The organism is [Pseudomonas] carboxydohydrogena (genome assembly GCF_029030725.1).
Lineage (GTDB): Bacteria > Pseudomonadota > Alphaproteobacteria > Rhizobiales > Xanthobacteraceae > Afipia > Afipia carboxydohydrogena.
On the sequence record NZ_CP113162.1, the window covers coordinates 419,948 to 444,018 of the forward strand.

20 protein-coding genes and 1 tRNA gene are annotated in these 24,071 nt (G+C 63.1%); 11 read left to right on the forward strand and 10 right to left on the reverse strand.

The annotated features are described in order from the left end of the window. Positions 1-11: 11 nt before the first annotated feature. Both AFIC_RS02020 and AFIC_RS02025 read left to right on the forward strand, forming a co-directional pair. Entirely contained in the window at positions 12-512 is a 501-nt protein-coding gene (locus tag AFIC_RS02020) for a tripartite tricarboxylate transporter TctB family protein (protein WP_275247529.1), read from the forward strand. Positions 513-558: 46 nt separating this feature from the next. Beyond that, on the forward strand, positions 559-2,070 hold the full coding sequence (locus AFIC_RS02025) for a tripartite tricarboxylate transporter permease (protein ID WP_275247530.1): 1,512 nt from the start codon (positions 559-561) through the stop codon (positions 2,068-2,070). Positions 2,071-2,217: 147 nt separating this feature from the next. On the opposite strand, the gene rpmB is transcribed toward AFIC_RS02025, so the two are convergent. Next, on the reverse strand, positions 2,218-2,511 hold the full coding sequence (rpmB, locus tag AFIC_RS02030) for a 50S ribosomal protein L28 (protein ID WP_275247531.1): 294 nt from the start codon (positions 2,509-2,511) through the stop codon (positions 2,218-2,220). 280 nt (positions 2,512-2,791) lie between these two features. On the opposite strand from rpmB, the gene AFIC_RS02035 reads away from it, so the two are divergent. From AFIC_RS02035 to AFIC_RS02055, 5 genes are all read left to right on the forward strand, one after another. After that, positions 2,792-3,628, forward strand: a complete 837-nt coding sequence (locus tag AFIC_RS02035; RefSeq protein ID WP_275247532.1) for a DUF3108 domain-containing protein — start codon at positions 2,792-2,794, stop codon at positions 3,626-3,628. Positions 3,629-3,936: 308 nt separating this feature from the next. Further along, a complete protein-coding gene (locus AFIC_RS02040) occupies positions 3,937-7,119 on the forward strand; it encodes a helicase-related protein (protein ID WP_275247533.1) in 3,183 nt (1,060 codons plus the stop codon). 9 nt (positions 7,120-7,128) lie between these two features. After that, positions 7,129-7,398 carry an RNA-binding S4 domain-containing protein gene (locus tag AFIC_RS02045; RefSeq protein ID WP_275247534.1) on the forward strand — a complete coding sequence of 90 codons (270 nt, stop codon included), beginning with the start codon at positions 7,129-7,131 and terminating at the stop codon, positions 7,396-7,398. Positions 7,399-7,490: 92 nt separating this feature from the next. Continuing rightward, positions 7,491-7,829: a ferredoxin FdxA gene (gene fdxA, locus AFIC_RS02050; protein WP_275247535.1), complete on the forward strand. Its 339-nt coding sequence runs from the start codon at positions 7,491-7,493 to the stop codon at positions 7,827-7,829. 214 nt (positions 7,830-8,043) lie between these two features. Beyond that, positions 8,044-9,006: a CarD family transcriptional regulator gene (locus AFIC_RS02055; protein WP_420833357.1), complete on the forward strand. Its 963-nt coding sequence runs from the start codon at positions 8,044-8,046 to the stop codon at positions 9,004-9,006. An 87-nt stretch (positions 9,007-9,093) separates the two neighbouring features. Here AFIC_RS02055 and AFIC_RS02060 read toward each other — a convergent pair whose 3' ends face one another. The 5 genes from AFIC_RS02060 to AFIC_RS02080 form a co-directional block, all read right to left on the reverse strand. Then, on the reverse strand, positions 9,094-10,581 hold the full coding sequence (locus AFIC_RS02060; RefSeq protein ID WP_275247536.1) for a M48 family metalloprotease: 1,488 nt from the start codon (positions 10,579-10,581) through the stop codon (positions 9,094-9,096). 3 nt (positions 10,582-10,584) lie between these two features. Continuing rightward, a complete protein-coding gene (locus AFIC_RS02065; protein ID WP_275247537.1) occupies positions 10,585-11,334 on the reverse strand; it encodes a thermonuclease family protein in 750 nt (249 codons plus the stop codon). A 67-nt stretch (positions 11,335-11,401) separates the two neighbouring features. Continuing rightward, a complete protein-coding gene (locus AFIC_RS02070; RefSeq protein WP_275247538.1) occupies positions 11,402-11,671 on the reverse strand; it encodes a GlsB/YeaQ/YmgE family stress response membrane protein in 270 nt (89 codons plus the stop codon). Between the two features lie 41 nt (positions 11,672-11,712). Then, the gene (locus tag AFIC_RS02075) at positions 11,713-12,309 is read right to left on the reverse strand and encodes a YidB family protein (RefSeq protein ID WP_275247539.1); all 597 of its coding nucleotides are present in this window, start codon (positions 12,307-12,309) and stop codon (positions 11,713-11,715) included. 143 nt (positions 12,310-12,452) lie between these two features. Further along, entirely contained in the window at positions 12,453-12,773 is a 321-nt protein-coding gene (locus AFIC_RS02080; protein ID WP_275247540.1) for a DUF6496 domain-containing protein, read from the reverse strand. Positions 12,774-13,025: 252 nt separating this feature from the next. On the opposite strand from AFIC_RS02080, the gene AFIC_RS02085 reads away from it, so the two are divergent. Further along, complete coding sequence (locus AFIC_RS02085; RefSeq protein ID WP_275247541.1) at positions 13,026-15,398, forward strand: efflux RND transporter permease subunit; 2,373 nt, start codon at positions 13,026-13,028, stop codon at positions 15,396-15,398. 91 nt (positions 15,399-15,489) lie between these two features. Here the strand turns inward: AFIC_RS02085 and AFIC_RS02090 are convergent, their stop codons facing one another. Next, positions 15,490-15,993, reverse strand: coding sequence for a hypothetical protein (locus AFIC_RS02090; RefSeq protein ID WP_275247542.1), 504 nt, complete (start codon positions 15,991-15,993; stop codon positions 15,490-15,492). Between the two features lie 242 nt (positions 15,994-16,235). After that, positions 16,236-16,646 carry a VOC family protein gene (locus AFIC_RS02095; protein ID WP_275247543.1) on the reverse strand — a complete coding sequence of 137 codons (411 nt, stop codon included), beginning with the start codon at positions 16,644-16,646 and terminating at the stop codon, positions 16,236-16,238. 247 nt (positions 16,647-16,893) lie between these two features. Here AFIC_RS02095 and AFIC_RS02100 point away from each other — a divergent pair, with 247 nt between their 5' ends. From AFIC_RS02100 to AFIC_RS02110, 3 genes are all read left to right on the forward strand, one after another. Then, positions 16,894-18,822 (forward strand): methyl-accepting chemotaxis protein, encoded by a 1,929-nt coding sequence (locus AFIC_RS02100; RefSeq protein WP_275247544.1) that lies wholly within the window; start codon positions 16,894-16,896, stop codon positions 18,820-18,822. 224 nt (positions 18,823-19,046) lie between these two features. Further along, positions 19,047-19,123, forward strand: a tRNA-Arg gene (locus AFIC_RS02105). Positions 19,124-19,270: 147 nt separating this feature from the next. Then, the gene (locus tag AFIC_RS02110) at positions 19,271-20,896 is read left to right on the forward strand and encodes an FMN-binding glutamate synthase family protein (RefSeq protein ID WP_275247545.1); all 1,626 of its coding nucleotides are present in this window, start codon (positions 19,271-19,273) and stop codon (positions 20,894-20,896) included. A 2-nt stretch (positions 20,897-20,898) separates the two neighbouring features. Here the strand turns inward: AFIC_RS02110 and AFIC_RS02115 are convergent, their stop codons facing one another. Beyond that, entirely contained in the window at positions 20,899-22,887 is a 1,989-nt protein-coding gene (locus AFIC_RS02115; RefSeq protein ID WP_420833376.1) for a carbohydrate porin, read from the reverse strand. A 272-nt stretch (positions 22,888-23,159) separates the two neighbouring features. After that, on the reverse strand, positions 23,160-23,972 hold the full coding sequence (locus AFIC_RS02120; RefSeq protein ID WP_275247547.1) for a creatininase family protein: 813 nt from the start codon (positions 23,970-23,972) through the stop codon (positions 23,160-23,162). Between the last annotated feature and the right edge of the window lie 99 nt (positions 23,973-24,071).

A 24,071-nucleotide genomic window follows, 5' to 3' on the forward strand; every position in this document is an offset into this window, starting at 1 on the left:
ATTCGACTTAAATGAGCGAAGCATCACACGACCAGTCGGGCGGCCCGGCTCATCGCACCGTCGAGATGGGTGTTGCCGTTGCCTGTATCATTTTTGGCATCATCACGATTTTTGGAAGCATGCAGGTCGGTATCGGATGGGATGCCTCAGGCCCGCAATCCGGCTTCTTTCCTTTCTATCTTGGTGTCATCATCGTGCTGTCGAGCCTGATGAACCTGAACAGCGCTCGCGCCATCGACGGCGAGCGTGAGTTTGCCACCTGGTATCAGCTTAAGCAGGTGTTGGCGGTGATCGTTCCGACCACCGTGTACGTTTTCGTGCTGCCCTACACCGGCATTTATATCGCATCGATGGTGCTGATCGGCGGCTTCATGATGTGGCTTGGCAAGTACCCCCTGTACAAGGCGGTCCTGTACGGCGTGGGCGTCCCCGTCGCTATCTATTTCATGTTTGAGAAGTGGTTCCTCGTTCCGCTCCCGAAGGGGCCGATCGAGTACTGGCTCGGACTGTGACGCGAGCAGTGCGCTCGAAACAATAAAAGAGATTAGGTAGGAAACCATGCTCGCAGATATCGCCAATCTGTTTCACGGCTTCGCGGTCGTGTTGCAGCCGCAAAACATCCTGCTGATGGTCATCGGCATCTTGCTTGGTGTGATCGTCGGCGTGCTGCCCGGCCTCGGCGGCGCAAACGGCATCGCGATCCTGTTGCCGCTGACCTTCAGCATGACGCCGACCGGCGCGATCATCATGCTCTCCTGTATTTACTGGGGAGCGTTGTTCGGCGGCGCCATCACATCGGTGCTGTTCAACATACCCGGAGAGCCGTGGTCGGTGGCCACGACATTCGATGGCTATCCGATGGCCCAGCAGGGCCGCGCCGGTGAGGCGCTCACCGCCGCTTTCACCTCGTCGTTCGTCGGCGCGCTGTTCGCGGTCATCGTCATCACCCTGGTGGCGCCGCTGGTCGCGGACTTCGCGCTCGAATTTGGCCCGGCCGAAAAGTTCTCGGTCTACTTCCTCGCCTTCTGTAGCTTCATCGGCATGGGCAAGGAGCCGCCGTTCAAGACGATCGCGTCCATGATGATCGGCTTCGTGCTGGCGGCGGTGGGTCTTGACAGCGTCACCGGACAGTTGCGCCTGACGTTCGGCTTCACCGAACTGCTCAACGGCTTCGACTTCTTGATCGCGGTTATCGGCCTGTTCGGCATCGGTGAGATCCTTCTCACCATGGAAGAGGGCCTCGCGTTCAAGGGCAAGGCGGCAGGCATCAACCCGAAGGTGGTGTTGCAGACCTGGCTTGAGTTGCCGCGTTACTGGATGGTGTCGCTGCGCTCCTGCCTGATCGGCTGCTGGATGGGCATCTCGCCCGCCGGTGCGACGCCGGCCTCGTTCATGAGCTACGGCATCGCCCAGCGCATCTCGAAGCGCGGCCACAATTTCGGCAACGGCGAGATCGAGGGCGTGGTCGCGCCGGAAACCGCGGCTCACGCCGCGGGCACCTCCGCGCTGCTGCCGATGCTCGCGCTCGGCGTGCCTGGCTCGCCGACGGCTGCGGTGCTGCTCGGCGGCCTCCTGATCTGGGGCTTGCAGCCGGGACCGCTGCTGTTCGTCGAACAGCCGGACTTCGTCTGGGGCCTGATCGCTTCCATGTACCTCGGCAACCTCGTCGGCCTCATCCTGGTGCTGACCTGCGTGCCGCTGTTCGCGGCGATCCTGCGCATTCCGTTCAGCATCATCGCTCCGGTCATTCTCGTGATCTGCGCGATCGGCGCCTACACGGTGCACAACTCCAGCTTCGACGTGATCCTGATGATGGTGTTCGGCATCGTCGGCTACGTCATGAAGAAGACGGGTTACCCGCTGGCGCCGATGGTTCTGGCCATCGTGCTCGGCGACAAGGCGGAAGAGGCGTTCCGTCAGTCGCTGCTGTCCTCGGGCGGCCACCTCAGCGTGTTCTTCTCGAATGGCCTGGTGTCGACGATCATGTGCCTGGGTCTGGTCGCGCTGTTCTGGGGTGTGATCTCGGACCTCTGGGCCAAGCTCCGCAAGCCGGCGAAGGCCGCGGTCTGATCCGCAATCAATCTCCTCTCGAGGCGTAAGCCTCGGGAGGATCGACGGTCACCAGCAACGAAAAAAGCCGGATCGAAAGATCCGGCTTTTTTAATGCTGTCTGCGGACTGTGAGGCGCGGAGGCCGCGCCACGAACCTTGTGCAGGCTCAGTTCGCGGCGGCGACCTTCTTCTTCTCGATCTGACGCTTCAGGTCGGCGGCCTTCGGCGACAGGGTCGCCACATTGGCCTTGAGCAGGAAGGCATCGAGGCCGCCATTGTGATCGACGCTCTTGAGCGCGTTGGTGGACACCCGCAGGCGCACCGACTGGCCGAGCGTTTCGGAGATCAGCGTGACGTTGCACAGGTTCGGCAGGAACCGGCGCTTGGTCTTGATGTTCGAATGGCTGACCCTGTGGCCAACCTGCGGCCCCTTGGCCGTCAACTCGCAGCGCCGTGACATGGCGAAATCCTTGTGTCTCCCGGAGCCGGAAAAGGCCCGCGCGGGGGTTGCTACCGTCCATTTCAGGAACCGCGGACGTATAGTCGGAGGGTGGCCCAGCGTCAAGACGGCGAAGGCGCCGAAATGCCCGAAAACGCCGGGAGAATAGCGATTTTATGAACAAAGCCAAGCATTTCCCAACATATAATCGGCGCAATCGGGCGGGAGACAATGCGTTTGCCGGTTCCCGGTTTTCTCCCGGCTGTGACGCATTGCCGGGACGGACCAGGACTTTCATTTGATGGATTTTTTTGATCGAGGCTTCTGGAGCCGGCTGCTTTACGTAGCGCCGATGCTTCTTCTGAGCGGCCCTGCCCAGGCGCAGGGCCGGCTGGACGCCAAGTATCAGGCGACCTTGAGCGGGATCGTGATCGGCAAGGGCACCTGGACGATCGTGGTCGGCGACAAGGATTATTCGGGATCGACGTCCGGCGGCACCACGGGGCTCGTCAAGGCCATCGGCGGCGGACACGGCACGGGATCTGCGCAAGGCAAGGTGCTCGCCGGGCGATTGGCGCCGGAGACCTATCTGAGCTCGGTGTTCTACGGCAAGAAGAACGAGGCCATCCGCATCTCCTTTGGCGGTGATCGCGTGACGGCTTCGGCCATCGAACCTGAACCGCCTCCGACGCCGGATCGCATTCCGGTGACGGATGCCCAGAAACGCGGCGTGAGCGACCCGATGTCGGGGGTGATGTTTGTTGCACCCGGCAAGGAGGAACTGCCCAACGCCCAGGCATGCGCCGCCAAAGCCGCGATCTTCGACGGGCGGATGCGCTACGATCTGCAACTCGCCTTCAAGGCGCTGGAGACGGTGACGCTGGCGAACGGCGCAAGGCTTTCGACGGTCGTCTGTTCGGTGAGCTTCATGCCGCTGGCCGGCTATGTACCCTCGCGGGCGGCGATCAAATATCTGGTCAAGCGCCAGGACATGGATGTGGCGCTCGCGCCTGTCGCGGGCACGCGGGTGATGGTGCCGGTGCGGGTGCGGATTCCGACGCCCATCGGCCCTGGCGTGGTGCAGGCTGTGGAATTCAACACCGTGGCGCAGCCGCAGGCGGCGAAGCGAGCCAACTGAATTCCCGCCGCGCGACGGCTTGACTCGCAAGGCAAACGGAGTCCTCCGTGCAGTTAAGGAATCGATGCTTGCCGTGCTCAATTCATCGCCATGGAATCCGCGATCTGGTGGCAGGGCAATCCTGTCCGCACGATATCTTGCGGTGAACGAAGCCGAACACGACATGAGTCAGCGATTCGGGCCGCTTTCGTTCCGGACTCGTTCCATTCCTTAAATCCGAGACCGAAAAGCGTCGCGTTGTGAAACACATCTCAGCTTCAGCCCCTCATATTCGGCCCGATCGCGCCCCCGGCGCGGGCGTAACGGCCGTGCTGGGCCCGACCAACACCGGCAAGACGCATCTGGCGATCGAGCGGATGCTCGCCCATTCCTCGGGGATGATCGGGCTGCCGCTGCGGCTGCTGGCGCGCGAGGTCTACAACAAGATCGTCGCGCGGGCCGGCGCGGACTCCGTGGCGCTGATCACCGGCGAGGAGAAGATCAAGCCGCCGAAGGCGCGCTACTGGGTCTCCACCGTCGAGGCGATGCCGCGCGATCTCGACGTGTCGTTTCTCGCGGTCGATGAAATCCAGATCGCGGCCGATCTCGAGCGCGGTCATGTCTTCACCGACCGCATGCTGCATCGGCGCGGCCGCGACGAGACGCTGCTGCTCGGAGCCGCGACGATGCGGCCCCTGATCGAGCGGCTGCTGCCCGGCGCGAATATCGTGACGCGGCCGCGTCTGTCGCTTCTGGAATTCGCGGGCGACCGCAAGATCACGCGCCAGCCGCGCCGCACCGCGATCGTCGCGTTCTCCGCCGACGAAGTCTACGCCATCGCCGAACTGATCCGGCGCCAGCATGGCGGCGCGGCGGTGGTGCTGGGTTCGCTGTCGCCCCGCACCCGCAACGCGCAGGTGGAGATGTTCCAGTCCGGCGATGTCGATTATCTCGTGGCCACCGATGCTGTGGGGATGGGTCTCAATCTCGATGTCGATCACGTCGCCTTCGCATCCGACCGCAAGTATGACGGCTATCAGTTCCGCCGCCTGACGCCCGCCGAATTCGCCCAGATCGCGGGCCGTGCGGGGCGCGCCACCCGCAACGGCACGTTCGGCACCACGGGCCGCTGCGCGCCGTTCGAGCCCGAACTCGTCAATGCGTTGCAGAACCACACCTTCGACAGTGTGAAGATGCTGCAATGGCGGAACACCGCGCTCGATTTCTCCTCGCTCGCTGCATTGCAGGTGTCGCTCGCGGCGGCACCGGGACACGAGGCGTTAACGCGCGCGCCGCTCGGCGAGGATCAGCGCGTGCTCGATCATGCGTCGCGCGACCCCGAGGTGCGCGACATGGCGGCGAGTGCGGAGGCGGTCGAGAAGCTGTGGGAAACCTGTCTGGTTCCCGATTACCGTAAACTATCGCCTGCGGCCCATGCCGAACTCGTCACGGCGCTGTTCACTTTCCTGATGCGCAAGGGGCGGATTCCGGATCAATGGTTCGCGGCCCAGGTGGCGCAGGCGGATCGGACCGATGGCGATATCGACACGTTGTCCGCGCGGATTTCACAAATCAGAACCTGGACCTTCGCCGCCAACCGGCCCGACTGGCTTTCCGACCCCCTTTATTGGCAGGAAACCACCCGCGCGGTGGAAGATAAATTGTCGGATGCGCTGCATTCGAGGCTAACTGAGCGTTTCGTTGATCGCCGGACCAGTGTATTGATGCGCCGCTTGCGGGAAAACACGATGTTGACGACTGAAATTGGAAAGACCGGCGAAGTCACCGTTGAGGGCCATGTGATCGGCCGCCTCGATGGCTTCATGTTCGCCCCCGATGCCGCCGAGGCAGGCTCCGAGGCGAAGGCGTTGCAGGCCACCGCGCTCAAGGCGCTGGCGGGCGAGATCGATGCGCGGGCGGAGAAGCTCTCTGCTGCCGCCGACGATCAGTTCGCGCTGGCCTCCGATGGCACGCTGCGCTGGACCGGCGATGCGGTCGGCAAACTGACATCGGCGGACGATGTATTGCATCCGCGTATCCGCATCATCGCCGACGAGCGTCTCACCGGCGCGCCGCGCGATGCTGTGCAGGCGCGGCTCGATCTGTGGTTCAAGACCCATGTCGAGAAGATTCTCGGGCCGATGTTCGAACTGTCGAAGGCCGAGGACGTCACCGGCATCGCGCGCGGCATCGCCTTCCAGCTCAATGAGGCGCTCGGCGTGCTGGAGCGGACGAAGATCGCCGCCGAGATGAAGGATCTCGATCAGCCGTCGCGCGCGACATTGCGCAAGTATGGCGTGCGGTTCGGCGCCTACCATATTTTCTTCCCGGCGCTGCTGAAGCCCGGCGCACGCACGCTGGCGTCGCTATTGTGGGCGCTGAAGCAGAACGAGATCGACATGAACGCGCTTGGCGGCGCGCAGCATCTCGCGGCCTCCGGCCGCACCTCGTTCCCGGCCGACAAGGCGCTGTCGCAGGATGCCTACCGTGTGCTTGGCTACAAGCTCGCGGGCGAGCGCGCGGTGCGCGTCGATATTCTCGAGCGTCTTGCCGATCTCATTCGTCCCGCTCTGTCGTGGCGTCCCGGCACGGGTGCTGAGAAGCCCGCGGGCGCGTTCGACGGACGCTCCTTCACGGTGACGCAGGCGATGACGTCGCTGACCGGCTCGGCTGGTGAGGACTTCGCCTCGGTGCTGCGCTCGCTCGGTTATCGCATGGACCGCCGCGCGCCGTTGCCGGAGGAGCCGAAGCCTGCGGAAACACCTGCCACCGCCGCGACCGAAACCGAATCTGATGCTTCGCAGGCAGACGCCGCTCCCGAAGCGGCAATCGAAACTGCTGCTGTCGAGACTGCGCCAGTGGAGGCCGAGGTGACGGCAGAGGCCGCCGCCGATATCGCGAGTGCCACGAAGTTGCCGGAGGTTGCATTCGCACCGGCTGATGTGGAACCGGCTAGCGAGGAAACGCCTGCCGCAGACGGTGCGGAAACATCGCAGCCCGATACGGCAGCCATTGCCGTGGATGCCGCGCCTTCCGATGAAGCGGTGGCCGCTACACCGGCGGAGCCGGAGCTTGTTGAAGTGTGGCGTCCCGCGGGTCGCCATGACGAGCGCCGCCATCATCACGATCGCAACCGTCATCACCGCCGCCCATCGCACGCAGCCGCGCCGGAAGCGGGTGCTACGGCGGAGGCGGGCGAGAAAAACGAGCGCCCGGGCGGTCAGCGCCGCCACAACCGCGATCGGGCGCGGGAAGATCGCAAGCCGCGTCCGGAAGGAGAGGGCGCTCAGGCCCGTGGCCCGCGCGAGGAGCGCGGCGATCGTCCGCATCAGCGTTTCAAGGGCAAGGGCAAGTTCGAAGGCAAGCGAGACCGCGACCGCAAGGATAACGGTTCGAATTTCCGCACCTTCGCCACCAGCGCGCCGCGCGAGCGCGAACGCGTGGCCGATCCGAATTCGCCATTCGCCAAGCTTGCCGCGCTCAAGGAACAACTCGGCAATCGCAAGGACTGATACGCGCACTTGGATCGCCAGCGTCTCGACAAATGGCTGTGGCATGTGCGGATCGTGCGCACGCGTGCCGACGCGGCGAAACTGGTGTCGGGCGGCCGGGTTCGTCTCAACGGCCTGCGGCAGACGTCGCCCGGCCATGCCTTGAAGTCCGGCGATGTGCTGACGGTGGCGCTCGATGCGCGGGTCCGTATCTTGAGGGTTGCAGCTTTCAGCGAACGGCGAGGCGATGCGCTATCGGTGCAGACCCTCTATGAGGAATTGAACGGGAAAGAGAAGTAACTATCTGCGATAGCAGAGGCCCCCTTCTCTTGCGGCGCTGCATATCCTGCGCTAGGCCAACACCCGAATTTAGAAAGGTTCCGGAGATCTGGATGACTTACGTCGTCACCGAAAATTGCATCAAGTGCAAATACATGGACTGCGTTGAGGTGTGTCCCGTCGATTGCTTCTACGAAGGCGAGAACATGCTCGTGATCCACCCGGACGAGTGCATCGATTGCGGTGTGTGCGAACCGGAATGCCCGGCGGAAGCGATCAAGCCCGACACCGAGGCCGATCTGGAGAAATGGCTCGGCGTGAACGCCGAATACGCCAAGACCTGGCCCAATATCACCCAGAAGAAGGACGCTCCTGCCGACGCCAAGGAGTTCGACGGAACCCCGGGCAAGTTCGACAAGTATTTCTCGCCCAACCCCGGCACCGGCGACTGAAGCGACCAGCGTGGAATCCTCTTAACCGTAGTTGATCGCGCGTCTTTCAGAAACGGTACTTAAACACCTCAATTGGCCATAAACCTTTGATTTTTGCGGAAAATGTGCTATTATTGGCACATTCCGTCGGTTGTTCACGCCCTGTCCGCTCCGGATACCGGCGTCGAAGGGCAACCGGGTCGATCAGGGGCGTGGCGGTTCCACGCAGGGCGCCGTGGCAGACAAATCGCGTCATAACAAAACCAAAGCAACCAAGGACAAGAACTCCGGCAAGACGCCCGCTCGTGGCGCTTCCGGCAAGAAGGCTGCCGCCATGGCAGCCAGCACCTCAAAAAGCAAAAGAAGTGTAATGCCAGCAAAGAAGAGCACCAAGCCCGCCGCGAAGTCCCCTGCCAAGTCCGCAGCCAAGGGAGCGGCGAAGCCGGCCGCTGCCAAGACCAAACCGGCCGTCAAGCCGGTCGCCAAGGCCCCCGTCAAACCCGCCGCGAAGGCCGCGCCGAAGCCGGTGGCGAAGGCTCCCGTGAAGCCGGCCGCCAAGCCGGTGGCGAAGATCGAGGAACCGAAGAAGGTTCTGACGCAGCGTCAGGGCTTCAAGACCAATGAATTCGTGGTCTATCCGGCGCACGGCGTCGGCCAGATTCTCGCGATCGAGGAGCAGGAGATCGCGGGTGCGACGCTCGAGCTGTTCGTCATCAGCTTCATCAAGGACAAGATGACGCTGCGCGTCCCGACCGCGAAGGTCATCAATGTCGGCATGCGCAAGCTGTCGGACCCGGCACTCGTCAAGCGTGCGCTGGAGACGTTGAAGGGCCGCGCGCGCATCAAGCGCACGATGTGGTCGCGCCGCGCGCAGGAATACGAAGCGAAGATCAATTCGGGCGATATCGTCGCCATCGCCGAAGTCGTGCGCGATCTCTATCGCTCGGAATCGCAGCCCGAGCAGTCCTACAGCGAACGCCAGCTTTATGAAGCGGCGCTCGATCGCCTGTCGCGCGAGATCGCGGTGGTGCAGCACATCACCGAGACCGAAGCGGTCAAGGAAGTCGAAGCCAATCTCGCCAAGAGCCCGCGCCGCGGCGCCGCCAAGACGGAAGCCGGAGCGGATGCGGTGGCGGACGATGCGTCGGATGATGATGGCGACGACGACGATTCCGTCAGTGAAGACGAAGCGGCCTGATGCTGCTGTCTGATTGATTGAAAAACCCGGCCATATGGCCGGGTTTTTTATTGCCTCTTAGAAAATGAAGGCCGCCCCTGGGGGACTTCAATCCACGACGATCTTGACGCGGTCATTCGGCCGGAGCGCCGCGCGCTGGTCCAGGCCGTTGATGATGCGGAAACGCTCCAGCGGACGATCGACCCCCTGCATCCGCCGCGACATCGATTCCACGGTGTCGCCGGGCTTCACCGAGACGATCTTCACGCGCAGCGGTCGCGCCGCCTGGATCTCATTGAGCGTCAGGCGGCGGAACGAGTTGACCGTTTCCCGGAACGACTTCTCGGCATCTCCTGTCTTGTCCTTCGCCGCGAAAATGAAACGATAGACATCGCCGCCGATACGCAGCGCGTAGATGCGGAATTGCCACTGATCGCTGCTGGCGGTTGCGGTCGCGGCGGGATAGCCGCCGATGGTGCTTTCCTCGACGGAGCTTTTATCGACGTTCTCCATCCAGCCGGAATTGAGATAGGACGCCAGCGACAATTCCTGCGGCACGCGCACCACGTCGAACCGCAGCGCCTGCGTGCCGCCGTCGCGGACGCCGACCACGGCCTGGGCGGTATTGTCGAGCGTATAGGCTTCGGGCGCAACGAAGGTGAAGCCGAGCTTGGGATGCAGGAAGCGCCGCCCGCGCACGAAGCCCTCGCTGGGGTCTTCGCCATAGACGAGATTGTTGATCGCGCTGAGATAGGCGTTGCGGTCGCGCTCATGGCTGCCGGAGGCGGCATATTGCCTGGCGCTGGTTTCGGCATTTTCCACGCGCTCGGGCGTTGCCGGATGGGAGGACAGGAAATCCTGCGAGCGGGGGTCCGCGGTGTGCGATGTCTTCAGCGCGGCGTTGCGCTCCATCGCCGAGAGGAAGCGGGCCGCGCCGTAGGGATCGAAATTGGCCTTCGCCGCAAGTGCCACGCCGATCGCATCGGCCTCGAATTCCTGCGCGCGGGAGAAGCTCGCCATCGTCAGTTTGGTTTTCGCCAGCGCCAACGCCTGCATGTTGGCGTCGCCGCTGTCCACTTCGCCGACCATGTTGTTGACGAGCGCCGCCCGCCTGGCCTGCTCCTCGCGGATCGAGGCGTGCTTGGCGAGCACATGCGCCATTTCATGCGACAGCACGCTGGACAGTTCCGACGTATCGCTCGCCAGCGCGAGCAGGCCGCGCGTGACGTAAAGCTGGCCCGTCGGCAACGCGAAGGCGTTCACCGCGCCCGAGTTGAGGATCGTCACCCGATAGGAGAAGTCCGGCCGGTCGGAGGCCGCGACGAGACGGTCCACCGCCTTGGTGATCAACGCCTGAAGTTTCGGATCGTTATAGGCGCCGCCATAGGAGGCGAGGATGCGCTGATGCTCGCGATCGGTCGCGCTGGTTTCAGGCGCGGGGCGGGTCACCTTGATTGTCGGCGGCGGCTTCTCGTTGCCGGAGACCTGGAAGCGCCCCATGTCGGTGCAGGCGCCCATTGCAAGCGTGAGGCACAGCACAGCCGCCGCCGCGAAGCGGCCTGCTCCATGATGGTGCGTCAGCGCCTGCCGTCCCACGTGTTATTTGCCTCCGGCCGCAGCCGTCCTTGTGTCGCTGACGAACTCGATCTGGCTGGGGAGCCTCGCTTCGATGCGCGGCCCGCCATGCTGCGAGATCCATCCCCGGACCCGAACCCGCTTTCCCTGTAGTGTCGCGGGGGTCATCCCCGCGGCGGCAAAGCTCGCCATCATGCGACGGGAAACGGTCACGGCAAAGCCTTGAATCCGGCGTCGGCCAAAATTCAGGTAAAGCGTCGCGCCAGCCTGCCGCGCGGATAATATTGTACCCTCCACGAGGGTAAAACGGCCAATATATTTCAAGATATCGGCTGTCGCGCCCGCATTCTGAACGAAAGCGGATTGCGACCAGACACCGAGCCGGGAACCCTCGGCGCGCGTTTCCGCCTCCCTTAATTCCGTCGCGCAGGCTTTGTCGCCGGAGCTGGCCGATACGACGGCGTGTCCTTCCCCGACCAGCGCGCTCTGCAAGGTCATCTCGCTGCCGTCCAGCACCATGAATGCGTGCTGCCGGCCGTAGCGGTCCGGCGCATCGTCGGCGCCGCGCAAAATGACCTTTTGCCTGAGAGCGTGGTCACGAAGCCATGCGGTCCCTGCCGTCTCGGCGGATTTCGGGATTTCGATCCCGCTCAGGCGAACCTCGCGCCCATCGTCAAGGCGCAGCGTGCGGGCGTCGAGAATGGCGGAGACTTGCCCCTCGCCTTGAAGGGGGCTGTCGCAAGCGGCCTGCGCGGCCGCGATCGCAAGCGTCACGATGCATGTCGCGGCGAGAAGAGAGAAAATGCGCCGGCGTCTCAATGATCCGCCGGCGCACATGATGTCAGCGATTGCTTGGATCGGAGATCACGCCGCGGGCAACGAGTCTATTCCAGATGAATAGCACCAGCAGCGCGCCGAGCGTCGCGGTGATGAATCCCGCGCCTTGATTTGGGCCGTAATGACCGACCGCCTGACCGATCCATGTCGCGAGAAAGGCGCCGACAATGCCGAGCACGGTGGTCAGGATAAATCCCGACGGGTTGTTGGGGCCGGGAGACAGAAAGCGCGCGAGAATGCCGGCAACGAACCCGACCAGAATGATGTAGAGCATCGCGAAATTCCTTTTGCAAAAGATGGGAAGGCGCGGCTGGCTTACAGCCAGCGCGACACTTCCTGTGCGTTCGGCAGCCGTCCATCGGGCGTAAGCTGATGGATGATGTTCGGAAGCTGCTGCGCCAGCCCTTCGAGCAGTTCATCGCGTGACAGACCGGTCTGGGTCGTCAGTGTGTTGATCTGGTCGGCGCCGAGAGCGTTCGCCAGATCGCCCGATGAAATCTGTTTGTTGGTGCCGGGGCTGACCCAGGAATTGGCGGCGTCGCCATGACCCGCATCCTGAAATTGCTTGAGCAGGTCGTTGAGGCCGCCGCTCAGCACGCTGCCCGCCGCGCCACCGGCCAGGAGGCCGCCGAGCGCGCCGCCGAGATTGCCTTGCAGGAGACCCCCGAGGCCGCCGCTCAGGCCCCCGGTTGCCATGCCGCCGCTTGGAGCAGTCGTGCTTCCCGGCAAGGTTGAATTGCCGCCGGTCGGCGCGGTCGCCGTGCCGGTCGAACCGGTGACATGCTTGACGGCCTTGTAGGCAAGCAGCGCCAGGATCGCCATCGTCATTGGCGACATGCCGCCGGAGGCGGTGGGATCTTTCGGACCGCGCGGCCCGTTTTGCATCCCGTTGAGAACATCAAGCAAACCCATGACAACCTCCTTCGATACTCAATTCCATTCAGGATAGGTGCGACTGAAACGCCCCACAAGGGAATGGCCGCCCACAATTTGCACAATGCGGCCACGAGAGTGTGACGCCTTCAAGACGTCAATACCGCCGGGCGGAAGCAGGGTCAGGAGCGGGATTTGGTACCGCGCCGGCGCTTGAGGGCATTCTTGCGCTTTTTCGCCGGACGCCTGGAAGCCTTGCGTGCCGTCTTTCCGGCGGCCTTTTTCGCGATTTTCCGGGTACTCTTTTTGGCGCCCTTCCGGCCGGTCTTTTTCTTCGGGGCTTTCTTGCCTGCCTTGCGAGCCTCGGAGAGGCCGATGGCGATCGCCTGCTTGCGGCTCTTCACTTTCTTTCCGCTGCGGCCGCTTTTGAGCGTGCCAGCCTTGCGCTTCTTCATCGCGCGTTCAACCTTGCGGGCTGCGCCCCTGGAGTATTGTCTCGCCATGTCATGCTCCTGTTGGTTGAAATAAAATCCGCAGGCTCCCGCCTGGTTCCCGATTTCCAGATTTCGCCGTCAAGCAGGGATATCTTGGGCCTTAAGGATACGGGCCGGGAGGGGATGTCCGCTGGCGAGAGTGGAACCGCTCTGGTATCAACGTGCGGCGCATCGCGAAGATCGAAAATGCTTCGCGGTAGCGTCGTCAGCCGTTGATCGATCGCGTCCGAACTCCGTTCTCAATCGTCACCCGGATCACCTATGACCGTTCCTCCGCCCAACACCTCCTCCGTTCCGGCCGATCCCCGCCGTAATTTTTCGATTGCCTTCGGGCTCGAGCGGATCGGCCTGATCGCGGTCAAGGCGCCGGTCCTGTCGCTGGTGATCCTGGCTGCCTTGTGCGTCGGAGCATTCTTCGGCCTTCAGCGCATCAAGATCGACGATTCGCTCAGCCAGCTGTTTCGCTCGGACACCCCCGAATACAAGCAGTATGAGGAGGTGACGAAGCGCTTCCCCTCCAGCGAATACGACGTGCTGGTGGTGGTCGAAGGCAAGACGCTGCTTGCACGCGACTCATTGGAGAAATTGCGCGATCTCGTCACCGACCTCCAGCTTGTGGATGGTACCCGTGGCATCATCTCGCTGTTTTCCGCGCGCCAGCCGCCGGAGAACGGCAATCTGCCGGCGGCGCTTTTCCCCGAGACGCTGCCGCAGGGGCAGGCGTATCAGGACTTCATCGCCAAGGTCAGAAGCAACGAGGTCATTCGCGGCAAGCTGTTGTCCGAGGATGGCACGCTGGCGCTTGTGGTGCTGGCGCTCGATCCGGAAGTCGTCAGCAGCAAGGGTCTTGGCAAGACCATTGGCGATATCCGCAAGCTGATGGCTGACGACCTCGCGGGGACCGGACTGACGAGCCAGTTGTCCGGCGTGCCGGTGATGCAGCTCGAAATCCGCAACGCGGTCGAGCGGGATGGCCTTACTTATAACATCGCGGGAATTCTGGCGGGCTGCCTGATCGCGATCGTCTTCTTCCGGCGGGTATCGTTCATGGTCGCCGCGGCTTTTCCGCCGCTGCTGGCGATCCTGCTATCGCTCGGCGCGCTCGGCTGGCTCGGCTTCAGTCTCAACATGTTCCTGAACGTGATGACGCCGCTCATCATGGTCATCAGTTTCGCCGACTCGATGCAGCTCACATTCGCGGCGCGCGATCGCCTGATCGCGGGCGAAGACAAGCGCACCGCGTTCCGCAACGCCGTGCTGGTCGTCGGCCCGGCCTGCGTGCTCACCCATGGCACGGCCGCGCTGTCCTTCATCGCGTTGCAGTTTTCGGATTCGGACCTGATCCGCAAATTCGGCGAGGCCGGGCTGATGGCGACGATCATCGCGCTGGTCGCGGTGTTGTCGCTGGTGCCGGTGTTCGGTGTGCTGCTGGTGCGCAAGGAGAACGTGTTCGCCACCAAGATCAAGGGTGCCGACGCCGGCGTCGAGGCGCTGCGCTCGTTCTGCCGCTGGATTGCCGTGCGCATGGTTGGCCATCCGGGATTTTTCAGCCTGATCGCGCTGCTGGTGGTGCTCGGGCTCGGTGCGATCTACGCCAATCTGCAACCGCGCTATCGCCTCGCCGATCAGGTACCGGACAAGAAGCAGGCGGTCGAGGCCAGTAGCCGTCTCGATGCCAAGTTGACCGGCGCCAATCCGATCGATGTGCTGATCGAATTCCCCAAGGGTGAAAGCTTGTATTCGCCGCAGACTTTGCAGGTGATCGCCGACGTTCACGGCATCGTCGAGAAGCAGGCGGGCGTCGGCAACGTCTGGTCGCTGGAAACGCTGCGGCGCTGGCTGGCCGAGAAGGCCGGCCGCTCCGATGTCGCCACGCTCAAGGAATATGTCGACATGCTGCCGAAGCATCTGGTCGGCCGCTTCATCTCCCCCGATCAGGATGCCGTTGTGGTCTCGGGCCGCGTGCCGGATCTCGATTCCAGCCAGATTTTGCCGACCGTCAACAAGCTCGATGCCGCGATGGCCGCGGTGCGGCAGGCCCATCCAGGTTACCAGATCGCCGTCACCGGACTATCGGCGATCGCGGCGCGCAACAGCGCCAGCATGATCGACAAGCTCAACCATGGCCTCACGATCGAATTCGGCCTGGTGGCGGCCTTCATCGGTCTCGCGTTCCGTTCGCTGACCATCATGTTTGTCAGCATCCTGCCCGGCATTTTCCCGGTGGTGCTGTCCGGCACCGTATTGTGGCTGATGGGGGAGGGCCTGCAATTCGCCAGCGTGGTGGCGCTGACCGTCTCGTTCGGGCTGGGCCTGTCGGCGACGATCCATTTCCTCAACCGGCTGCGGCTTGAGGAGCAGCCCGGCGTGGACGAGGGGCTTGCGGTGGAGCGGGCCACGGTGCTGGTCGGTCCGGCGCTGATCCTGACCACGGTGGTGCTGGCCTGCGGGTTGGTGGTGACGGTGTTCTCGGATCTGCCGTCGCTGCGGCTGTTCGGCTGGCTCAGCGCCTTCTCGATGATTGCCGCGCTGGTCGCGGATCTGTTCATCCTGCGCCCGACGGCGATGTTCCTTATCAGCCTGTCGCACCGGCTGCGTGGCACGCGGCGCACCGATCCGAAGCCTGCGGAATGAGCAGGCCCGCGCGGACGGATGAGGGCATCCCCCAAAAACAAAACCTCCGGGCTTTTGGCCCGGAGGTTTTTTGATGATCGGTCCAGCGAGTTTACTTGCTCAGCGAGATATTGACCGCCCGCAGTTCGCCCTTCGAGGCGATAGCGATCGTCTGCTTGTTGCCGCGAGTTGAGATATTGAAGGTCGCGGCATAACCGTTGGTCTGCACCAGCGCGGTGACCTGTCCGCCCGAGACGCGTCCTTCGACGCTGCCGTTCACCCCGCGGCTCGATTCCGTCCATGAGCCGCTGAGCTGGCCGCCGCTGGAGCGCACTTCGCTGGCGAGATCGAAGCGATAGCTGTCGCTTGCGCAACGCAAATTGATGCTCACAACATTGTTGCCGTTGCTGGTGGTGTATTGCCCGCGGCAGCGAATCCGCTCGTTGCTGGTGCCGTTATTGGAGGCAATGGTGATTGTGCCGCTGCCCGACCACTGGCCGGCATAATCGGCGAACGCGCCGCTATCGGCGTAGCTGGCCGAACACGGCAACAGCATCGCGGCGCCAAGTGCAAGGGCGGCGGCAGCGCCCGGCAAAGTTCTTGAAAAACGAATCATGTGACGAGTTCCTACAGTGAACATATTTGCTGTTGTTCCACGAACCGGTATGGCTTGTTCGATCCGTGACGAAAGTTGGGCCGCAGCACAGGGATGACTGGCCCGAAGGATATAGGAACCGGCTCGGAAGCGCCAAGGGGGTAAGGGTCGCAGGCTCCCGGTCCGCCTCCATGTTCATAAGTCGGCAGGACCGGAAAAAGGTTCAAAGGGTTTTGCATGGCCCCGGCGCCCGCCCGGGGGAGCTATCCGTCGTATGATGAGATTTCGATCAGGCTGCCATCGGGGTCGCGGCAATAGACCGAGGTGAGGGTGCCGACTGCGCCCTGTTTTTTCACCGGTCCCACTTCGATGTCGATGCCGCAGGCCCGCAGATGCGCGACGACAGTCTCCGGACTGGCGGAGGTCAGGAAGCACAGGTCATCGCTGCCCGCAGCTTCGTGATCGGCGGTGAACCATTCCACCTTGTCGGTCGTGACTGGCCGCAGGTTGATCTTCTGCCGTCCGAACCGCATGGAGATGCGCGGGGCCTTACCGTGCCCGGGGTCGAAGACGGCGCGGGTCATGCCGAGCGCGCGCTCGTACCATTGGGCGGAGGCTTCCGCATCAGTGACATTGACGACGAGATGATCGAGCGCCTCGATTGTGATGGTCATGTAACTTCCACATTGGCAGCCAAGCAGACACGATATGCAAACCTTGCGACAGTCCTGGGCCGATTGGCAACGGTTACGATAGATTTTAGGCCGCCAAAATTTTGAAAAATGAAACCGATGACCAGGTGAAGCCGCGATAACTCGACGATGTTAATCCGTTATTGAGTCGCTTCCTTTACTGTCCTGCCGGTTCTGCATTGGACAATTGGGGGCTGCGGTGAAGTTCAAATCTATTTCAGTTCGTATCATGGTGATGATTTCTCTCGTCGCCGCAGCTTCTTGCGTCATCTGGAGCGGCTTCGGATTGTGGAGTCAGCAAAAAACGATCGACACCGCGCTGGAGCGCGAATCGCGTGCCGACTACGCAAACCTGACGGCCGCGCTCGATGCCGATACGCGCACGACGCTTGCCGTGGCGCATACTCTTTCTGTCATGCCCCAGCTCAAGGCGCTGGTCAGCGCCGACGATCGTGACGGTACGATCGCACTGACGCAGAAGGTGCTGGACAAGATCAAGCCATTGGGGCTTGAGCTGATCACGATCCAGACGCCGCCGTCCATTTCTTTCATGCGGGCCCATGCGCCGAAGGTGTTCGGCGACGATGTCGGCGCTCGCCGCAAGATGGTGGTTGAGGCGCTCGCCACCAAGAAGGCTCTTGGCGGTGTCGAAGTCGGCCGCGAGATTCTCAACGTGTTCGGTTCGGCTCCGATGGTCGATGGCGACAAGGTGATCGGCAATGTCGATATCGGCGAGCCCTTTGGCGATGCATTCGTGAAGAACATGAAGGCGCGGTTTGGCGTCGATGTCGCGATCCATCAGATAAAAGATGACAAGGTCAAAACTCTCGCATCCACGCTTTCGGATTCCGGGGCGAGCATGGACGACGTCAAGCGGGCCCTGAACGGTGAGGTCACCACCCATCAGGGCGAGCAGGCAGGCCGTCCGGTCGCCACCGTGTTCGGACCGATCAATAGTTATTCCGGCAAGCCCGTCGCGGTGCTGGAAATCGTGCGCGATGCATCGGCCTATACCGCCCTGAAGAACAGCGCGGCAATGTGGCTCGCAATGATGGCAATCGCGGCGATGGTTTTGGGAAGCCTGATCTCGGCGTGGATTGGGAGCAGCCTTGCCCGGCCAATTCGCGCGCTCGAAGCCGCGATGCGGGCGATCACCGCCGGCGATCATGATCTGGTGGTGCCGGGCGCCCAGCGGGCCGACGAAATCGGCTCGATGGCGGCCGCCGTTGAAGTGTTCAAGGACAGCCTTGCGGAAACCGGCCGTCTGCGGAGCGCGCAGGAGCAGCAGCGCGCCGCGTCCGAAGCGGAACGGCGCGAGACGCTGTACGCGCTGGCGACCCGGTTCGAGGAAGGTGTCGGCCACATCGTCTCGTCCGTCAGTACGTCGGCGATGGATTTGCGGAACACGGCGGAATCGATGGCCAGCACGGCCGAAGAGGCCACCAGCCAGACCGACCTCGTGGCGCGCGTCTCCGAGGGCGTGTCGCGCAGCTCGCAGGCGGTCGCGACCGCGATCGAGGAAATGAATGCTTCGATCAACGAGATCGCCCAACAAGTCAACGAGTCGACCAAGGTGACGGGCGACGCGGTGGCGCAGGCGAATAACACCAATGCCGGCGTCCGCGATCTGGCGCAGGCCGCGCAGCGGATCGGCGATGTGGTGAAATTGATCAGCGAAATCGCGGCGCAGACCAATCTGCTGGCGCTCAACGCCACCATCGAGGCGGCGCGCGCGGGCGATGCAGGTCGCGGCTTTGCCGTCGTTGCGTCCGAGGTTAAGGAGCTTGCGACCCAGACGTCGAAGGCAACGGAGGAAATTGCCGCGCAGGTGGCGGCGATCCAGTCCGCGACGCGCACGTCTGTCGATGCGATCGACGAGATCACGCAGACGATCGGGCGCGTCAACGAGATCGCCAGCGCGATCGCCTCGGCGGTCGAGGAGCAGGGTGCCGCGACGCGCGAGATCGCCAGCAACGTCTCGCAGGCTGCGGAAGGCACCAGCGAAGTGTCGGGCAACATCGCGGGCGTCCGTGACGCCGCGCGCGAAACCGGCGTCACCGCCGGCCGCGTGGTCGATGCCGCTGCGGCGCTCTCCGAAAACGGTGAGACGCTGAAGCAGCAGGTTCAGGCCTTCCTCAACGAGGTGCGTGCCGCCTGATCGTGTCGGCTCCCTGTATCGGCGGTGGCATCGGAGCCGCCAGGGCGGCCAGCGGGGCGTTTCGCCATCTGGCCGCGGCCGGTGTCGGCTTCAGCTTTCAGGGAAGCAGCGTCGCCGATTGAGGTTGTTGCAAGCTCCAGCGAGCGCAGGTTGCATTCTTGCCCTGCGCTCGCTGAGTGTCCCCGTAGCCTCATAGCGCCGCCTCTGCTATGAACGGCCCCGCCGGTCCCGTAGCTCAGCCGGATAGAGCGACGGTTTCCTAAACCGTAGGTCGGAAGTTCGAGTCTTCCCGGGATCGCCATGGCCCCTTGCGGGCGGTTTGCAGCCATTTGGCTTCCAAAAGCCCGGTTTTCCGGAGTGATTTTGGTTTTGTCGTGATTCCGTGATCTGTCAGAAGGTAGAAGTTCCCGGTAAGCTTGATTGCGTTCGATTCATTCCGAGGAACTTCATGCAGACGTTGGCGCTGCTCTTCTCCCCACGGTTCATCCTGCTCACGGTCTGTGCGCTTGCCACACTGGTTTTGCTCGGCGCGGGACTTGCGAACGGAGGGCTGCCGGCTCTCCTGTGGGTGGCTGTCGCGATATTCGCGACCCTTACATGCATCGGTATCAGCGATCTCATGCAGCAGTCGCATTCTGTGTTGCGCAACTATCCGATCGCGGCGCATTTTCGTTTTCTGCTCGAGGAAATCCGCCCCGAGATGCGGCAATATTTCTTCGAGAGCGAGAAGGACGGCAGGCCGTTCAGCCGCGACACACGGTCGGTCGTCTATCAGCGCGCGAAGATGATGCTCGACAAGCGTCCGTTCGGAACGCAGAAGGATGTCTATGTCGACGGCTACGAATGGATGCACCATTCGATCACGCCGAAGCCGCCCGCGGAATCGGATTTCCGCATTGTCATCGGCGGCACGGAATGCGCCAAGCCCTATTCGGCTTCCATCTTCAACATTTCGGCAATGAGCTTCGGCGCATTGAGCGCGAACGCCATTCGCGCGCTCAATGCCGGCGCGCGCCAGGCCGGCTTTGCGCATGACACCGGCGAGGGCGGCGTCAGTTCGTATCATCGCGAGAATGGTGGCGACATTATCTGGGAAATAGGGTCGGGCTATTTTGGGTGTCGCACCCGTGACGGGCAGTTCGATCCCGAAAAATTCGCGCGGGCCGCGGCCGATGACCAGATCAAGATGGTTGAACTCAAGATCAGCCAGGGCGCCAAACCGGGTCACGGCGGCGTGCTTCCGGCCGCGAAAGTCTCCGAGGAGATTTCGCTCATTCGCGGCGTGGCGATGGGCGAGGACTGCATCTCGCCCGCTTATCATCGCGCTTTCTCGACGCCCGTGGGGTTGATGCAGTTCATCGGCGAGATGCGGCGGCTGTCGGGTGGCAAGCCCGCGGGCTTCAAGCTGTGCATCGGACATCGCTGGGAATTTCTCGCGATCTGCAAGGCGATGTTGCAGACCGGCATTTATCCCGACTTCATCGTCGTCGATGGCAAGGAAGGCGGCACCGGCGCCGCCCCGATCGAATTCGCCGATCATATCGGCATGCCGATGCGCGACGGCGTCAATTTCGTCCACAACGCGCTGATCGGCATCAATGCGCGTGAACGTATCCGCATCGGCGCGTCGGGCAAGATCGCGACCGCCTTCGACATGGCGCGGGCGATGGCGCTCGGCGCGGACTGGTGCAACTCCGCGCGCGGCTTCATGTTCGCGCTGGGATGCATCCAGTCATTGAGCTGCCATACCGACCGCTGCCCCACGGGCGTCGCCACGCAAGACCCGACGCGCAGCCGCGCGCTTGTCGTCGAGGACAAACGCGTACGGGTTGCGAATTATCACGACGCCATGGTGCGCGCGCTCGCCGAATTGGTCGCCGCCGCCGGTCTGGAGCATCCGGGCGAGATCCGGCCGATCCATTTCTCGCAGCGGATTTCCGGCAACGAGGTGGTGTCGTTCGCGCAACTCTACCCGCAGCTTCAGCCCGGTGAGTTGTTGTCCGGCACCGACAATGCGTGGTTCGCCGAAGCGTGGGAACTGGCGCAGGCCGAGACGTTCGCGCCGAAAGTGTGAGTTCAGAACTCGCCGTGCAGCCGCGCGGAGAAGATCGACACCGGCCCGCGATCGGCGTTGTAGGCGGGATTGACGACGAATTGATAGTCCGCGGTCGCCGTCAGTTTCGGCGTGATGGCGTAGGCGTAATAGGCTTCCATCAGCCGCTCCTGACTGTAATTCAGCCGCCCGTCGCCGATGAGAACGCCCATGCCGCCAGCCGCGATGAAATCGCGATGATCGCGCGACAGAGCGTTGATGGCGCCGCCAAGCCCGATGGTGTCATTGGGGCGGCCCCATGACTTGCCCTTGATCGACAGGCCACCCGAGAGGCTGGCGTCGATATCGGTGAACGCCATGATCTCGGTCTTGCCGTCGTTCCAGCTCCAGCGGCCGAACAGGCCCACGGTGTCATTCACGGCCTGCTCAAGATTGACGACGTAGCCGTATTTGATGCGTCCCTCGCGCGTGGCGGCGATATCGAGATTGAGCGCGGGATTGTCGAGCGTGGCGCGGTAGCTGCCCGCGAAGGCGCTGTTGATCCATCCGATGGCGCGAAGTTTACCCGGTTGTCCGAACAGCGTGTAGCGTTGCTCGAATTCGGCGACGTATTCGCCGCGACGGAAAAGGCGCATGTCGAAATTGTTCGAGTTGGATTCGGCATCCATCAGGAAATAGCCGAAGCGCAGCGCCCAGTTTTTCTGGTTCAACTCGGCGGTCGCGCCGTAGCTCAGGCCGACCTTGTCTGCGGAGTAGTCGAACGCGCCCGGCGCCCAGATCGCCCAGTTCATGAAATCCTTGCGCGGGTCCTTGGCATAGGCATTGCCGTCGAACACATCGAGTACGGCGAACTTGCCGACCTGCACCGTCAGGCGGGAGATATCGGCCTTGCCGCTCAACTGGCTCGGCCCGCTCTCAAGCGTCTCCTGCTCGCCACCGAAGCCGAAGGTCTGACGCACATACAAGCGCGAAGGGTTGAAGCGCGGGTAGGGGAAATTCGATTTCTGAGCCTCGCCGCTGGAAAATCCGGCAAGCCCCACCGTGTCGCTGAGACCGAAGCCCTGCACCAGTTCGGGATTGAAATAGAGTTCGCCGCCGTCCCACAGACGCGCATTGATGAAGAGACTGTTGCTCCACGTCGCCTTGGCTTGTCCGGTTGGCGCAAGGCTGTTCAGGCCGGAATAGGGCGCGCGGAAGGATGGATAGGCCTGCGCGAGATAGGTGGACTGGCCGGAGATTTCCATGTTCGAGGGTAGGCCGTCGCCGAAGCTCGTCTCCTTTGAACCGGAGCCGGTGAAGTCGATCTTCCGGTTGAGCCCGAGACGAACGCTCTGGACATCGAATGCGCTTGCCGACTGCACGCCGGAGCCGAGTTGCACATGGTCGCGACCGTAATCGCTGTACAGGTATTCGACCCGCGCGCTCCATTTCGGGCTGATCGCGTATTCGGCGCCGACGCCCGCGATCCATCCGGTGCGCAGCGCAAGCTTCTTTTCATTGAAGGATGGTGCTGCATTCTCGAAGCGTTCGCCAGCGAAAGCGAGACCGCCGGTGACGTAAAGCAGCCAGCGCGGCGCGGCATAACCGAGCCGCGCGCGCAACGAACCGGCATAATCCAGCCGCTCGGTGAGCGTGCCATTTGTCGTTGGTGTCACGGCAAGAACGCCGCTGGATTCGATATAGTCCGGAAAGGTCAGGTCGGCTTCGACGCCGAGCAAAACACGCGAGGGCAGCACCACATTGTAGCCGCCCTGCACGCCTGCGGTGGCGGTGCCGATATGGTCGCGTGTGTTGAAGGCAGCGCCGTCGAACACGCTCGCGCGGGAGTCACCGAAGCCATAGCCGAAATGTGCGCCGACATAGGCGCCGCTCCAGTCGAAGACCGGCGCAGCTTTGACAGGGAAGTCGGCAGCAAAGGCGATGGCGCACGGCGAGGCCACCGCCATCGTCGCCGCAAGCGCGCAGGTGGCAGGCGTGCTGATCGATCGATGAGACCGGCGAATCGCTATCATGGGCCACAGGTGCCATGCCGCCCATCGCCGCGCCACAGGCTGTTGCGGTGTGTGCACTGTCGTCAGGCCGTCACGGGCCTGCTGCAAAAAGCGGTTGCTCCCCATGATTGCTAAGAACAATACCTGCAAATGATTGTCAATAGCATTGAGAATGATTTGCAACTGGGTGCAGGAGGCTGCTTTTCGAATCTCGGCTAAGCAGCCATGGCGGCAGCCCGTCCCTGAGAGGGGCGGCGGCCGGGGTTGGCTAAGATTGCTTGAGGCTGAGAGCTTTAGACGGTCGGGCGGTTCGCCAGCCGCGCCATGTCGAAGGCGTGGACGTCGGCGAGCAGTTCGCAGAACGCTTTCGCACCGTGCTCGATCAATTGCCGGCCCTTGTCGGCGCTGGCCAGCGTGGCGTCGCCCGCAACGCCGCTCGGGTGCAGATCCTGCGCCGCCCAAGCGAAGGGTGCGGGACGATGCGGCGACAGCCAGCGGAATTCGCCGGTCATCGCGACGCTTGCGGGCTCGAAGTTGGCGATCTTGTCCTTGCGCACCAGATCGGGCTGCGCCGCAAGCATGATCGAGGTTTCGACCGCGCCGCCATGGATGCCGTGCGCGATTTCCGTATCCGGGAAAAGCCCGTCCGGTGTGCCGAAACGGTGCCAGCTGGTCGTGACCGCCAGCATGTCGAGGCGCGCGCGCAACTCCTGCGCGACGATCGCCATCGGCGCGCTGTTGCCGCCATGGCTCGTCACCATGACGAGTTTCTTCACGCCGCTGCGCGCAACGCTTTCGCCGAGCGACATCCAGTGGCGGATGGCGACGTGATAGGGCAGCGTCACCGTACCGGGGTAGTCGATATGCTCGATCGAAAAGCCGACGCTCTGGACCGGCAAAAATGAGGCCGGAACGTGTCCGGGGAGCAGCGCCTGCACGCGCGCGAGATAGGCCTCCGCGATGAAGGTATCGGTGCCGACCGGCAGATGCGGGCCGTGCTGTTCGGTGGCGGCCAGCGGCAGCACCGCGATCCATTCGCCTGCGGCGGCCGGATCGACATCCGGCCATTTGATGGCAGCCCAGTCGCGGGGTGGTGTGGCGCTCATGAATGAAGATATCTTTGGATGGACGGGGCTGATCGACTAGAACGCGGGTGGCTCCCTCGAGCCCTCGGCTTCTATCATGGGCCAGAACGACCAGCGGAG

What these genes read in the sequence shown, in the direction of transcription:
- AFIC_RS02120 (WP_275247547.1), bottom strand. Translation starts at nt 23,972, where the DNA reads ATGAGCGCCACACCACCCCGCGACTGGGCTGCCATCAAATGGCCGGAT.
- AFIC_RS02070 (WP_275247538.1), bottom strand. Translation starts at nt 11,671, where the DNA reads ATGCTCTACATCATTCTGGTCGGGTTCGTTGCCGGCATTCTCGCGCGC.
- AFIC_RS02095 (WP_275247543.1), bottom strand. Translation starts at nt 16,646, where the DNA reads ATGACCATCACAATCGAGGCGCTCGATCATCTCGTCGTCAATGTCACT.
- AFIC_RS02080 (WP_275247540.1), bottom strand. Translation starts at nt 12,773, where the DNA reads ATGGCGAGACAATACTCCAGGGGCGCAGCCCGCAAGGTTGAACGCGCG.
- AFIC_RS02110 (WP_275247545.1), top strand. Translation starts at nt 19,271, where the DNA reads ATGCAGACGTTGGCGCTGCTCTTCTCCCCACGGTTCATCCTGCTCACG.
- AFIC_RS02090 (WP_275247542.1), bottom strand. Translation starts at nt 15,993, where the DNA reads ATGATTCGTTTTTCAAGAACTTTGCCGGGCGCTGCCGCCGCCCTTGCA.
- AFIC_RS02115 (WP_420833376.1), bottom strand. Translation starts at nt 22,887, where the DNA reads ATGATAGCGATTCGCCGGTCTCATCGATCGATCAGCACGCCTGCCACC.
- AFIC_RS02075 (WP_275247539.1), bottom strand. Translation starts at nt 12,309, where the DNA reads ATGGGTTTGCTTGATGTTCTCAACGGGATGCAAAACGGGCCGCGCGGT.
- rpmB (WP_275247531.1), bottom strand. Translation starts at nt 2,511, where the DNA reads ATGTCACGGCGCTGCGAGTTGACGGCCAAGGGGCCGCAGGTTGGCCAC.
- AFIC_RS02085 (WP_275247541.1), top strand. Translation starts at nt 13,026, where the DNA reads ATGACCGTTCCTCCGCCCAACACCTCCTCCGTTCCGGCCGATCCCCGC.
- AFIC_RS02020 (WP_275247529.1), top strand. Translation starts at nt 12, where the DNA reads ATGAGCGAAGCATCACACGACCAGTCGGGCGGCCCGGCTCATCGCACC.
- AFIC_RS02100 (WP_275247544.1), top strand. Translation starts at nt 16,894, where the DNA reads ATGGTGATGATTTCTCTCGTCGCCGCAGCTTCTTGCGTCATCTGGAGC.
- AFIC_RS02035 (WP_275247532.1), top strand. Translation starts at nt 2,792, where the DNA reads ATGGATTTTTTTGATCGAGGCTTCTGGAGCCGGCTGCTTTACGTAGCG.
- AFIC_RS02025 (WP_275247530.1), top strand. Translation starts at nt 559, where the DNA reads ATGCTCGCAGATATCGCCAATCTGTTTCACGGCTTCGCGGTCGTGTTG.
- fdxA (WP_275247535.1), top strand. Translation starts at nt 7,491, where the DNA reads ATGACTTACGTCGTCACCGAAAATTGCATCAAGTGCAAATACATGGAC.